This is a genomic window from Methanimicrococcus blatticola (assembly GCF_004363215.1).
Classification (GTDB): domain Archaea; phylum Halobacteriota; class Methanosarcinia; order Methanosarcinales; family Methanosarcinaceae; genus Methanimicrococcus; species Methanimicrococcus blatticola.
The window spans coordinates 1-14,066 of the sequence record NZ_SNYS01000007.1; the positions used below are offsets into that span (position 1 = coordinate 1).

Genomic DNA, 14,066 nt, shown 5'->3' on the forward strand with positions numbered 1-14,066 from the left:
ACAGAATTGTCGGAAAAAACTTCTCAACCACGAATAAAGCGCTATTCACACTTAGTTCTTAGATTTTAGAGTTGCTTCCTTACAATACACAGTTTTGATATTCCTGTAAATCTCGTAACGATGATTTACAATTTGATTTGAAAATCACCGCCGAAGTTTACCGAAACATCAGGTCACATATCAGTCAGAGAAAAAGCTCCCGACTTCATTATTAGATGAATGTAAAATTGCTCTCACAAGACATTTCAAAGCATGTCAAACGAGAGATTCTCAAAAGAGCTTTGAGGTATATAAAAGTTCCCGTCTTAACTCTTCATATTGAATTTTATCTCACAAATCAGAGAGATTTGAGAGGAACTCAAAGAGTGATGACAAATATTTAAACGTTTTGCACCAGGGATTTTTTCCAACTTTAAAAAAATAAAAATTATGAATGAAAATCAGCGATCAGCGAAATTAAAAAGAAATGTTGAAAAATTGAAAAATAAAAGACCGCAGAAAACGGTTTTTATTTTTCATAGGTGGTGTACGTTTTTGTTTTTATTACTCAATTGTTTTTGATTATTCAAGTCATAGAATGAACCGAAGTCGATGAGGAGGACTTGATTGATTCGACATTTGGCAGCTGATTAAATCCTGCTTCAAGATCAGAATCAGACGGAATATAATCCGTCATTTTACCTGCCAAATAACTTGAATAAGCTTGCATGTCAAAGTATCCTGTACCGGTTAAGCCGAAAAGAATCGTCTTTTCTTCGCCCGTCTTCTTGCACTCCATCGCTTCATCAATCGCTGTTCGAATGGCATGCGCCGACTCGGGTGCCGGCAAAATTGTTTCGTGCTTGGCAAACAGAACCGCCGCTTCAAACACTTTGGTTTGTTGTACCGATACCGCTTCCATATATCCGTCATGATACAATTTAGACAGAATCGGCGACATACCGTGGTAGCGCAAACCGCCTGCGTGATCGGCTGACGGCATGAATTGACTGCCGAGCGTGTACATGCGCGCAAGCGGCGTAATTTTCCCTGTGTCACAGAAATCATACACATATCTGCCGCGCGTCAAACTCGGACACGAGACCGGCTCCACCGCAACGATTCTGACGTCAGATCTCTCTTTTAATTTGTCTTGCATATAAGGCGCAATCAATCCGCCGAGATTGGAACCGCCGCCGGCGCACCCGATGACAACATCCGGATATTCATCAATAGAATCCATAGCCGCCTTTGATTCCAAACCGATAATGCTCTGATGCAAAAGCACCTGATTCAAAACGGATCCGAGAACGTAACGGCAATTCGGCGTGTTAACCGCCGTTTCAACGGCTTCTGAGATTGCGCAGCCGAGACTGCCGCCGGTGTCAGGATGTTCTTTGAGAATAGAACGCCCGACAGCCGTCGTATTGCTCGGGCTCGGAATAATATCGGCGCCGAATGTTTCAATTACGGATTTACGGTACGGCTTTTGTTCGGCACTGCCGCGAACCATGTAAACCGTCAAATCCAAATTATAGAAAGCGCAAGCCATGGAAAGCGCAGTTCCCCACTGACCGGCGCCGGTTTCGGTTGTCAGACTTGTTAAGCCCTGTTCTTTGGCATAATGAACCTGAGCCGCGGCGGAATTGAGTTTGTGACTGCCGGACGTGTTGTTTCCTTCAAATTTGTAGTAAATTTTTGCGGGCGTTCCAAGTGCCTTTTCCAAATTGTAAGCGCGAATCAGCGGGGACGGGCGGAACATTTTGTAAAATTCCTGTACAGGCTTTGGGATATCAAAATACCGTGTTGTCGTGTCAAGTTCCTGTTTGGCAAGTTCATCGCAGAAAACGGGTTTCAAGTCTTCCAGCGTTGCCGGCTGGTCGGTTGTCGGATTTAAAAGCGGGTCATGCTGTTCTGGCATGTCCGCGCGGATGTTGTAGTATTTTTTCGGAATCTGTTCTTCATCTAAATAAATTCTGTAAGGGATGCTCATATCATAATCTCCTGTTTTTTTGATTTTTGTTTTTCAGTCTGTCAATTTCGCAACAGCGAATCAGAGGGAGATTAAAAACGCCAACATTGTTCTGTAAATTTCATTTGAATTACCTTAATGTTTAGATTATTACAACAATGCATAAATGTATACAAATATATAAGATTTTGGCAGAAAATGGACAGATTTGAAGAAAATGTTAAATTTGTTTATTTATTACACTATCATACACTTTAGCTTCGTTAATGAGAAGAGGCAATCATACAATTCCCATTTTACTGTGTGCTGGTCAGATTTATTTTCTGCTATCAAATTGCCACCGTATGCGACCCATACTGATTCATATTGATTAATACATACGCGAAAAAAGGGGAAAATGACGAAACTCAAATTCTGTAAACATTAAAAATAAAAATTGAGAGAATTTAAGAAAACTGTTTCTCATATTGATTAAAAATTCTCACAATATTTTCAGGATTTCTTCCACCCAATAATAGAATCCAATAATGACCGGGAATATTAATCATGGGATTCCCTTCGGAATAATCATGATCGGGTGCAAAAGATTTGAAAATAAACGTTGACCAATCTGAATCCGATATTTCAATTCCATCATATTCTTGCAAATATCTTCTTAAAGCCAGATATGCGGGTTTTTTAACATTTGTCCGTTCATAAAACGGATGCAGAATTTTTAAAATATTCAGAGACCCGACAGACGTTTCAAATTCTTCATCAAGGGAAACATTATTAGCAACATATTGTTCCATTCTTTTGATATCGTTAGACTCCGTATCATTGATTTTAAGATCTATTCCCAGCTTGAGAGCGGTTTCTTGAGACCAAGCAATATCTTCAGTCAAAGATAAGTCTTCAATGTATGACAAAAGATTTTCATCAAATCCATAATAATCTAAAAGCTTAGGAATAGCAGAATAGTGATGAAAATGAGGAACCTTATCACCTTTTTTACGAATAACTCTCCCGATTCTTTGAATCAATTCCAATCTTGTTTTTGAAGAAGAAACGTTAATACCGATTTCGGCATCAGGGATATCAATACCTTCGTTAAGAATATTTGCTCCGATTAAAATACCGGATTTTGCGGCTTTGAAGTCTTCCAAATTTGTTTTGTAATCTTTAATTTTTGAATGGACAACAAAAACATTTGAAAAATTAATCCTTAATAACTCAGCAATTTCATCACATGTTTCAGTCCTTTTCAAAAACATAATTATTTTTTTATCACTTTTTAGGTACATCTCAGCAAGCTTAGTAGCTTCATCCAATTTAGGTTTTGAGTCATGAATGATTTCCCTGCGTTTGAAAATAAGCGCAAAAAGTTCAACCCATTTTGGAGGTAACGTGATTTTGCACGATTGCGCCGCCGACGTAAAACTTATAAAATCTTTTAAATCAAGAAAATGCGTTTTGTTTACATGATATTTCGGCAGCGGATATTTTCGTTTCCGGAATTCGGTTTCGACCTCTTTTGATTTTTTTAGAATTACATTAGACTCCTCATTAATTTCAGTTAATTTTGTAAGAATAGATTTCGTAATTTTTTCAAACTCTGCATTTTCAGTGTCATCCAAATAAGTCGTATGAAAATCCCATTTAAATTTTGGCAAGATTCCTCTATCAATTGCATTTTTCAGATCAAAATTATATACGACTGGCCCAAGTTCTCTTTCAAGAATATTCAATTTAAAATTACCTTTGTTGTCATCAACCGTCGCTGACAGACCTATTTTTTGTTTTGCTTTAATACCGAAAATTTTGCGATAAGAAGGAGCAGCTGAATGATGAACTTCATCTACAATTAATAAGTCTGAATAATATTTGCTGTTTAAATCATCCAATATTATAGATTCCATTGCTCTTTCATAAATTTTTGAGATTTCTTCGTCCTCGGAAATTTCATCGTGATTAAAAACATTTGCTTCCAATTTTGTGGCATCTTTAACAATTTTTTGAATAGTATTGAAATGAATTGTAACATTATTAAATTTCAATGAACTTTTGTAACTTTTTGTTTCGTCCAATAATGGATTAAATTTCCTTACCGCTTCTTGCCTCCATTGATCCAAAATAGCAGTTGAATGAGCCAATATTCGAACAATTCCCTCTTGATTTGGCCCCAACTCTTCGCTTAATTTCTGAATAGTCATTAAACCGACAACAGTTTTTCCAGTGCCTGTTGCCATTTCAACAATTCCATTCTTGGTCTTACTCCATTCATTAAAAGCTTCTTCTTGATGATCCCAAGGAACTAACATAAGAGAAGGAGAGGAAATCAAACGTCTTTGTTCTGATTCATCCATATCAAAAACTGTTTGCTGGAACTTTTCAATTACATCGAAATAATTCATTTGGACAAATAACTCCAAAAAGAACAAAGCTCTGCCTGGTACAGTAGAATGAGCTGCTGACTCCACACACATTGGATCAAAATTGTTTAAAACACAAATCTTTTTCAGCAGAATCATAAGTTTCTGAGGATTTTCTGCTCCGACATAAGTTTCGTGAATGCCAGCACCATTAAAGCTTCTATAAAAATTCAAAAAGCGTGTTTCAATTCCGGATAAATCGTTTTTTACAATATTGTCGCCTTTAATAAAAGATTCTGAAACGCGTCTTTTTAAAATTTCAAAAAAATAATCGTTGAAATAAGGTTCAAAATTATTCCTATAAACCGAACAATCATATTCAAGATAATTCATAGGACTTGGATAATGCTTTGATTGAAATTTGTAATCGTAATACCAAGATAATTCATCATCAACCAATGATAAGCCATATATATCTTGATCAAATACGGGATGCTGTAAAATCTTATTTTGAAAATAATCATATGTCAGCTATTGTTCACTCTTTTTTTCCGAAAATATATCATTATAAGCCATAAAAACAAACACCGTATAATAAATAGTTAAGGATGAATAAATAATTTTATAAAAAAGGATAAATGACACAAACTTAATAATGCATTAAAGTAATTCTGAAACCCTAATCAATCGATAAGATAATAAATAAAATTACACTTCATTTTTCATTCATATTATAAACGAACTTTAAACCAATTTATTCTATTCAACAGGAGCATCAAGCAATGGATTATCACCTTAAATGTATCGAGTGCGGCGCAGAATTCGGAAAAACCGAAATCATTTACACCTGCCGCGAATGTGACGGCCTTTTGGATGTCATTTACGATTATAATGAAATCAAAAAGAACATGGACATGGAAAAACTCAAAACCGCGCCGCCGTCCGTTTGGAAGTATAAAGATTTGCTTCCGATTGCAATCGAGCCCGTCAGCATCCGCGAAGGCGGCACGCCGCTTTACAAATGCGACCGCCTCGCCGCAAAAATAGGCATCAAAGAATTATATGTCAAACACGAAGGCATGAACCCGACCGGCTCCTTTAAAGACCGCGGCATGACTGTCGGCGTTTCCAAAGCAATCGAACTCGGCATGAAAACAGTTGCCTGCGCATCCACCGGAAACACATCCGCGGCGCTCGCCATTTACGGTGCCAAAGCAGGAATCCCGTCCGTTGTTTTGCTTCCGGCAGGAAAAGTCGCGCTCGGCAAAATCGGACAAGCACTCATGCACGGCGCAAAAGTCATCATGATTAAAGGAAACTTCGATGACGCGCTCGCGCTCGTTCGCGAACTCTGTGAACAGGAGCCGATTTATCTCCTCAACTCTGTCAACCCCTACCGCTTGGAAGGACAGAAAACCATTGCTTTTGAAATTGTCGACCAGCTCGGATTTAAAGTTCCCGACCGCGTCGTTCTCCCCGTCGGAAATGCCGGAAACATTACCGCAATCAACAAAGGCTTTAAAGAATTCGTAACACTCGGAATCACTGACAAACGCCCCAAGATGACAGGCATTCAAACCGAAGGCGCCTGCCCGATTGTCAAAGCGTACAAAGCCGATGCCGATGACATTACGCCGGAAAAGAATCCGGAAACCATCGCAACCGCCATTCGAATCGGCGACCCAGTCAACGCCAGAAAAGCGCTCATCGCCATCAAAGAATCCGGCGGTATGGCCGAATCCGTCACCGACGACGAACTCGTTCAAGCGCAGAAAGACTTGGCACAGCTTGAAGGCATCGGCGTTGAGCCCGCCAGCGCAACATCCGTTGCCGGCCTCAGAAAGCTCGTCGAAGCAGGACTCATTTCCAAAGACGAAACCGTTGTCTGTGTGACTACCGGCCACCTCCTCAAAGATCCGGAAGAAGTCATCAGCGTCTGCGTTGAGCCTGTGACTGTCGAAGCCAATTTGGAAGCTTTGAGAAAAGCCGTCTTTGAATAAGGAAAAAGGAAATTAATAATCGGAATTCCGGTGAAAAATAATGCAAGAGGACTATAACATACAAGAAACCGAATCCAAGTGGCAGGAAAAGTGGAGAATTGAAAAAATATTCGAAGCGAACCCTGAATCCGGCAAGGAAAAATACTTTATCACGATTCCGTTCCCGTATTTAAACGGGAATCTTCATGCCGGCCACACCCGTACCTTTACGATCGGAGATGTTATTGCCCGCTACAAAAGAATGCAGGGATACAACGTCCTTTACCCGATGGGCTTTCACGTGACGGGAACACCGATTGTCGGTTTGGCCGACCTCATTCGCGAACAAGACCCGACCACAATGAAAGTTTACACCGAACTTCACGGCATTCCGAAAAACATCCTCCCGACATTGGACGAGCCCGAAAAAATCGTGGATTACTTCAAAGTCGAAGCCGAATACGCGATGAACATCATCGGCTATTCCATTGACTGGCGCCGTAAATTCACAACAATGGATCCGGCATTCCAAAAATTCATCGAATGGCAATATAATAACCTTTATGACAAAGGCCTCATCGTCAAAGGCTCCCACCCCGTTAAATGGTGTCCGCACGACAACAATCCGGTGGAAGACCACGACATCCTGCGCGGTGAAGAAGCCACGCTTGTCGAATACACGCTGATCAAATTCAGACACAAAGACACGATTTTCCCCTGCGCGACACTGCGCCCGGAAACGGTTTACGGTGTCACAAACCTTTGGCTCAACCCTGAAGTCAGTTATGTCAAGCTGAAAATGGAAAAAGACGAGCTTGAAGAATATTGGGTTGTCAGCAAAGAAGCTTATGAAAAATTGCTTTACACCGATTGGAATGTTGAATTTATTGAAGACATGAATGCGAGCGACCTCATCGGTTTGAAACTGAAAAACCCGGCAACCGACAACATCATCCAGATTTTGCCCGCGCCGTTCGTTCGCGGAAACAACGGAAGCGGTGTTGTAATGAGCGTTCCGGCGCACGCGCCTTACGATTATTTGGCACTCAGAGATTTGGCAAAACAGGATTTGACCGAATACGGCATCACTGCTGATGAAGTGCAAAACATCAAGCCGATTCAAGTCATTGATGTTCCCGATTACGGTGAAGCACCCGCAGCAGAAGTCGTTGCCGAGCTCGGCGTTGTTGACCAAAAAGACCCTAAAGCCGAAGAAGCGACAAAAATCGTATACAGACGTGAATTTCACGGCGGAACCCTCAAAGACATCACCGGCAAATACAAAGGCATGCCGGTTTCAAAAATTAAAGACCGCCTCACGCAGGATTTCATTTCACAAGGCATCGGCAGTATTTTTTATGAATTCAGCGAACCGGTTCAATGCCGCTGCGGCACAATGTGTGTCGTCAACATGGTCAAAGGCCAATGGTTCTTGAATTATTCAAACCCGGAATGGAAAGATAAAGTTTACAAATGTCTCAGTCAGATGGATGTGATTCCGCCCGAATTCCGCGTGGAATTTGAGAACAAAATCGACTGGCTCAAAGACAAAGCCTGCGCCCGAACGAAAGGACTCGGCACACAGCTGCCGTGTGACCCGCGCTGGCTGATTGAATCCCTCGGCGATTCAACCATTTACATGTCTTATTATACAATTGCCAATTACATCAACGACGGAACCATCACGCCTGAAATGATGACGCGTCCGTTTTTGGATTACCTCTTTTTGGATGTCGGAACGGCAGAAGATGCCGCCGCGTCAAGCGGACTCAATGCCGACCTCATCAACAAAATGAAATCGGAATTCAATTACTGGTACCCGGTTGACATTCGCTCTTCCGGCAAAGATTTGGTGCCGAACCATTTGCTGTTCTTCCTCTTCCACCACGTCGCGCTCTTTGATGAATCCAAATGGCCGAAAGCACTCGCCGTCAACGGATTCGTATCCCTTGAAGGACAAAAAATGAGCAAATCCAAAGGTCCGATTCTGACGCTGAAAGAAGCGGTTGACACCTACGGCGCCGATGTGACGCGCATGTACATCCTCTCCGCGGCCGAGCAGGCGCAGGATGCCGACTGGCGTAAAGAAGGCATTGAATCGGCCAGAACACAAATCGGCAGATTCTACACATTCGTTCGCCAAGTCGTTGAAAGCGGCTGCAAGATTCCGGAAAACGGCGATAAAACACACATCGACCGCTGGATTGAAAGCCGCATTCAGCAGTACATCCGCGAAGTCAATATTGCTTTTGATTCAATTCATACGAGACACGCGATTCAAAACGCGTTCTTCCTGATTTATAACGATATCAAATGGTATCACAGAAGAGGCGGAGAACAGTGTTTGACCGAAGTTGTTGAAACCTGGACCAAATTGATGGCGCCGTTTACGCCGCACATTTGCGAAGAAGTTTGGAGCGAACTCGGACACACGGAGTCCATTGCGTTTGTGCCGTACCCGACAGAAAATAAAGCTTTGATTGACGAAGCCGCTGAGGTTGCCGAAAACATCATCATTAAAACGCTTGAAGATGTCGAAGAAATTATTCGCGTGGCAAAAATTACGCCCAAAAAAGTTTACCTTTACACAACGCACGAATGGCGCACCCTGATTTTGAGAAAAGCCGCTGAAATCGCGTTGGCGTCTGACGAATTTGTCCCGACGGAAGAAATTGCGAAAGGCATCAGAACAGATCCTGAAATTATGGATTCCGCCATTGAAACAATGGGCCATTATGTCAAGGAAGATGTGAAAGAAAAAGCCAAAGAAATCACGGAAGCCGTCAGAAACCATGTCGATGTGAAAGAATTGATTCAAAAAAGCATGGCTGACCCGACAATCCGCTCCCGCGGCAAAGAAGGACAGAAATATGTTCAAAAGGTTGCAAATGACATTCGCGGTTCATCCATTGACGCTGTTTTGAGCTATTTGAATGCGAATGTTGATGAAAAACAGATTTTGGAAGAAGCCAAACCGTTCCTTGAAAAAGAACTCGGCTGCCCTGTTGAAATCTTTGACGCTGAAGAGATTGATGCCGGAAACGCATACGATCCCGAAAAGAAATCCAGATTTGCCGAACCCGGCAGACCGGCAATTTATATTGAACAGGAATGAATCAGAAATTGATTCTTTTCTGTTTTTAATATTTTCTTTTTCCGTTTTTAAAAATAAAAATGAATAGAGAAATCACTTTTTTTGAGACAATTCAAGCAATCTTTGATATTGCCATTCCCGCTCTTTTGAAATGATTTGATCATATTCATCAGGCGTCGCTGTAAAAGAAACGGCTTTGAGCGCATATGTTGCTGCGTGAGGTGCGTGTCCTGCCGCGTGCGCTGCCGCAACGGCTTGTCCGACCGAACGGGCTGCAGCGCATGCCGCCGCTTCTGCACCTTCTCCTTCCGTCAGCGGCGTAAAACCGGTGCGGGCAAATTCCGTGTCGACCGCGTCACGGGCAGCATTGTGCGCGGCAACGGCTGCTTTTCTGGCATCCGTGACGGTTACTTCGTCGCGAACCCAGGCGCGTCCGGTTTCAATCGAATCGCGAAGACGCTTGTCGTCGGGAAAGGATGATTCATAATAAGAAAGGATATGCTCAGCGCAATCAAGCGCCCATGTCACTTTTGTTTTTTGGTCTTGTTCATTTAAAATTTGTTCAATCGGATACATGTAAAATCCTCAATTTAAAAAAATAAAAGTAAAAGTGGAATTAAAAATCTAATAAGCTTTTGTTGGCGGTCTTGGAAACAAGCTCGGAAACGTCAATTTCGTCTTTGAGAAGCGCGCTTAAAATGTTGACGGTACGCATTAAGAAATCGGGATCCAATTTGTCGGTATGAATTTCATACGCCGGCGAACTTTTCGGAATCTGCGGCAGCTCATCATAATATTTTTTGAAATCTTTTGATTTGACAACAAGATTGGAATCCGGCGTTGAACCCGTTGTTGAGCTGAAATAACGGGTGATTTGATTGGAATCAATTCCGGCCGCGTTTAATTCGGATTCAAAGCACGGGCGGTCAAAAAGCGTCATAAAAATATAAACGGCGGTTTCAATTTTCGTCGCTGCTGAAGTCATTTTGGAAAGCTTTTCCCCGACCAATCCGTAAACATCAACGGTTTTGACTTCTTTTTTGGTTCTGACAAAGCCGCCGGCATTCTTGTCTTCTTTGAGCGTGTAAATTTTAGACGGCGACAAATCGAATTCATTTAAGCAATCCATATCTTTGAGCGCACGAAGATAGCCTGTCACAATCAAACGATGTTCGTTGAAATCACGGCTTTTCAGCTCGCGGGTAATACCGCTGATAGACAGCTGGCGGCCGTCCTTTAACAGATCATAAATTTCCACCGATAAATCCGAATGTTCCTGCATAAGTACACCAAAATCAATAAACGTATAACGAACGAAAGTAATTAACATGATTGACAATGAATTAAACTTGATTTCACGGGTTTCGAATTTTCGAAACGAAGAGAGGAAACAGAGTTCGTTTAAGAAAAGATGCACAATTTTTTTTGATTAAATTTGCGTATTTTGATAAGTTTAAAATACTTTGCACACCTATTGCGTATCCTGTCTTTTTTAAATCATTTTTGATTTAACAAACAACACAATATATGAATATAACTTTTACCATGTTCGGATACAAATCAGCCGTATTTGATTCAAAAATAAAACGGGCGATAAAGACAGACATGTTTTCGAACGGCTTAAAAACGAACACTGTAAAAACAATTATTGCCGCACAGGCAAAATTTGAGGCTTTGAAAATGGGAGAACGAACGCGAATTATTAACGATCCTTCATATCTGGTTCCTCTTTTGAGAACTTTCAGTTCAAGGACACACAAAAAAGTCTTCGATTTACTTTTATCAAATTGGATGACGCAGGAAGAATTGGATGAAGCAATTGAAGCTGAATCTTTAAGCAGTTTAATCAACCTTAAAAAAGCGGGTCTCTTGGAAAGCAAATGGCGCGTTCCCGAGCCCGGAAAATCCCCGGTCAAGGAATATCATACCTCTTATTCAAATGTTCAAGTGAATTTCCAAAGCTCATTTGAAGATTTAAGCGACATCATTATGCTGGCTTTCAAACCTTATGAAGAAGTGAAAGACACAATCGAAAGCCTTGAAAGAATGGTTGCCGAAGGAAACAATTCCATGAGCAAACTCACCCGCGAATTAAATATGAATACCAGTCACATCTGTGCTATCGCCCGCCGTTCCGACAGACTTTCCGTCATGGGACAGCGTCTTAAATTAGTCGAAAAAGATGAGGAGATATAATCTTGAATGCAAAAATCCTTCAAAGCAAAAGCGAGATGACCAAATTTCAGGTTTTGACGGAAATCGCCGCACATCAGCCGAATGTTCGCCAAAAAGAAATTGCAACCAAAATCGGAATTACACCGCAGGCAGTTTCCGAATACATCAAAGAATTAACGGCGGAAGGATTGATTCATTCTGACGGGCGTGTCCGCTACAAGATCACCAAAGACGGTGTCGAATGGGTTTTGGACAATGCTTCGGAATTAAAACGTTACTCACAATTGGTGATGGAAGACATCATCAGCCATGTTTCGACATGGACTGCCATTTGCGATGAAGCGATTCGAAAAGATGAAAAGGTTTTCATTGAAATGCGCAAAGGATTATTATACGCCAACCGGACCAAAGATACCGGCATTTACGGCACCGCCATCATGAACGGCGAAAGAGGTTTTGATATCGGCGTCACCGATTTGAAAGGATATATGCATGTGGATACCGAATCCATTACAATCTGCAAAATTCCGAGAATCAAACGCGGCGGATCTTCATTTACAAATTTGGATCGCTTAAAACCGATTGTCGAATCCAAGCCTTACATCGGCGCGGTCGGCACGGAAGCGCTCATGGCATTGAAAAGAATCGGCATCACGCCGGATGTTATGTTCGGCGCGTCCGAGTCCGTCATTCAGGCCGCTTACCACGGATTAGCCTCCGTTGTTGTGATCGTTGAAGATGAAGTGTCCTATTTGATGACGCGTCTTGAAAACGAAAGCATTCCATACGAAATTATGGATCTCAGCAAAACCGGCATGAAGTAAACAAAATTTATTCGGCTTCGCCTCACAAATTTTCATGGCAGTTTAAGGCGGTGTTTTCGAAAATCGCTTCGCGATTTTTATGGCTTCGCCTACGATTTCATCGGGTGTTTATTTAAAATTGCTGCGCAATTTTTATGCGGCTTGCGCCGCTTTTAATACAGTCGCAATATAGTAATTTGCAGCGGCAGGTTGCGCGCAAGCCTTTCCGGCTTTTCTTATTTTTTAAAAACGGGGGATTCATTTACATTAATTTTTCAAAAACGGGAATCTGTTTTTTAATAATTACATTAACAAATGGTATTTTATTTTATATTGAAAAACATATATAATGACAGAGAATACTCTCAATCATAATTAAAAACAAAAACAGGTGGATAGATAAAATGAAAATTTTAGTAATTTCCGATACGCATCTTCCCGAATTGAATTCGGATGAGTTTTCCTTTTTTCCCGAGATTCTGCGTCAAAAGATGGATGAGGCAGACATAATCGTTCATGCCGGCGATTTTGAATCGGATGACGCTTACCGCGCATTTCAAAAAACAGGGAAGTTGAGGGCGGTTTACGGCAACCGTGACACGGAAATGATTCGAAAAGCGTTGCCTGAAAAATTGATTTTTGAACAAAACGGCATCAAATTCGGCGTTGTTCATGAAGCGGGGATTTCTTTAAATGATAATACGGCACGCTGGTATGTTTTAAAAGAAATGGGCGTTGACGTTTTGATTTACGGGCATATTCATACGCCGACGATTGATGAATACGGCGGAAAGTTTTTGCTTTGCCCGGGGTCGCCGACAAAAGCCAGAATGTCTGAGCCGTCTGTTGCGGAAATCATTATTGATGAAAAGGAACAAAAGATTGCGGATATTCAAATTATTCCGGTGGGGCAATCTGCCTGCGGTTTTATAAAATTCCGCGATGAATTGGTTAAAAAAAGTGAAAAGGAATAAATAAAACCGGTTCACTAAAAAGAAACAATGGAAACAAAAAATTATCCGAATCAAATAGAAGAAGTTGCCGCTGACGGTGCCGTTGTCGTCTTTTCAGGCGGCCAGGACAGCACCACCTGTTTGTTTTGGGCAGAGAAAATCTACGGGAAAGAAAACATTATTCCCGTCTCTTTTTTTTACGGCCAGAAACATCAGAAAGAACTGGAAGCGGCCGAGAAAATAACAAAAACATACGGTTTTAAGGGAATGAATCTCTCATTGGATTTTTTGAAATCAATTTCGGCTTGCGCATTAACGGAAGAAGAAATTGAAGTTGATAAAGAAATTCCGGAGGGAGAGGATTATCCGAATACTTTCGTTCCCGGGAGGAATTTATTCTTTTTGTCAATCGCCGGCGTGATTGCGCGAAACAACGGCTGGCACAACGTGATTACAGGTGTTTCGGAATCTGATTTCAGCGGATACCCCGACTGCCGTGAAGAATTTATCAGATCCGCCGAAAAAACAATAACGCTGGCAATGGATTATGAGATTAAAATTCATACGCCGCTGATGCATAAAACAAAAGCGCAAACGTGGAAAATGGCAGAAGAGCTCGGTGTTTTTGATTTGGTGGCGGAAGAAACTGTCACTTGCTATAATGGAATTATCGGAAGCGGCTGCGGCGAATGTCCGGCTTGTGCGCTGCGCCAAAAAGGGCTTGAAGAGTATCGAAACGGAATTTATTGAAATGAATCGG

Annotated in this window: 10 protein-coding genes; 6 read left to right on the top strand and 4 right to left on the bottom strand. The window is 41.5% G+C overall.

The window, feature by feature from the left end; genetic code table 11:
* Positions 1-565 precede the first annotated feature (565 nt).
* A complete protein-coding gene (locus tag C7391_RS03285) occupies positions 566-1,972 on the bottom strand; it encodes a TrpB-like pyridoxal phosphate-dependent enzyme (RefSeq protein ID WP_133517138.1) in 1,407 nt (468 codons plus the stop codon).
* A 425-nt stretch (positions 1,973-2,397) separates the two neighbouring features.
* Positions 2,398-4,761 (bottom strand): DEAD/DEAH box helicase, encoded by a 2,364-nt coding sequence (locus tag C7391_RS03290; RefSeq protein ID WP_133517139.1) that lies wholly within the window; start codon positions 4,759-4,761, stop codon positions 2,398-2,400.
* Between the two features lie 323 nt (positions 4,762-5,084).
* Between C7391_RS03290 and thrC the strand changes: the two genes are divergently transcribed.
* Both thrC and leuS read left to right on the top strand, forming a co-directional pair.
* Complete coding sequence (gene thrC, locus C7391_RS03295) at positions 5,085-6,302, top strand: threonine synthase (RefSeq protein WP_133517140.1); 1,218 nt, start codon at positions 5,085-5,087, stop codon at positions 6,300-6,302.
* Between the two features lie 40 nt (positions 6,303-6,342).
* The gene (gene leuS, locus C7391_RS03300) at positions 6,343-9,396 is read left to right on the top strand and encodes a leucine--tRNA ligase (protein WP_133517141.1); all 3,054 of its coding nucleotides are present in this window, start codon (positions 6,343-6,345) and stop codon (positions 9,394-9,396) included.
* A gap of 72 nt (positions 9,397-9,468) precedes the next feature.
* Here leuS and C7391_RS03305 read toward each other — a convergent pair whose 3' ends face one another.
* Both C7391_RS03305 and C7391_RS03310 read right to left on the bottom strand, forming a co-directional pair.
* Entirely contained in the window at positions 9,469-9,951 is a 483-nt protein-coding gene (locus C7391_RS03305; RefSeq protein WP_133517142.1) for a putative immunity protein, read from the bottom strand.
* Positions 9,952-9,991: 40 nt separating this feature from the next.
* Entirely contained in the window at positions 9,992-10,657 is a 666-nt protein-coding gene (locus tag C7391_RS03310; RefSeq protein WP_133517143.1) for a hypothetical protein, read from the bottom strand.
* Between the two features lie 398 nt (positions 10,658-11,055).
* On the opposite strand from C7391_RS03310, the gene C7391_RS03315 reads away from it, so the two are divergent.
* From C7391_RS03315 to queC, 4 genes are all read left to right on the top strand, one after another.
* The gene (locus C7391_RS03315) at positions 11,056-11,571 is read left to right on the top strand and encodes an ArsR family transcriptional regulator (RefSeq protein ID WP_133517144.1); all 516 of its coding nucleotides are present in this window, start codon (positions 11,056-11,058) and stop codon (positions 11,569-11,571) included.
* Positions 11,572-11,606: 35 nt separating this feature from the next.
* Positions 11,607-12,374, top strand: a complete 768-nt coding sequence (locus tag C7391_RS03320) for a DUF7839 domain-containing protein (RefSeq protein WP_208107059.1) — start codon at positions 11,607-11,609, stop codon at positions 12,372-12,374.
* Positions 12,375-12,757: 383 nt separating this feature from the next.
* Complete coding sequence (locus C7391_RS03325; protein WP_133517146.1) at positions 12,758-13,327, top strand: metallophosphoesterase; 570 nt, start codon at positions 12,758-12,760, stop codon at positions 13,325-13,327.
* Between the two features lie 27 nt (positions 13,328-13,354).
* Positions 13,355-14,056 carry a 7-cyano-7-deazaguanine synthase QueC gene (gene queC, locus C7391_RS03330; protein WP_133517147.1) on the top strand — a complete coding sequence of 234 codons (702 nt, stop codon included), beginning with the start codon at positions 13,355-13,357 and terminating at the stop codon, positions 14,054-14,056.
* The last annotated feature ends 10 nt before the right edge of the window (positions 14,057-14,066 follow it).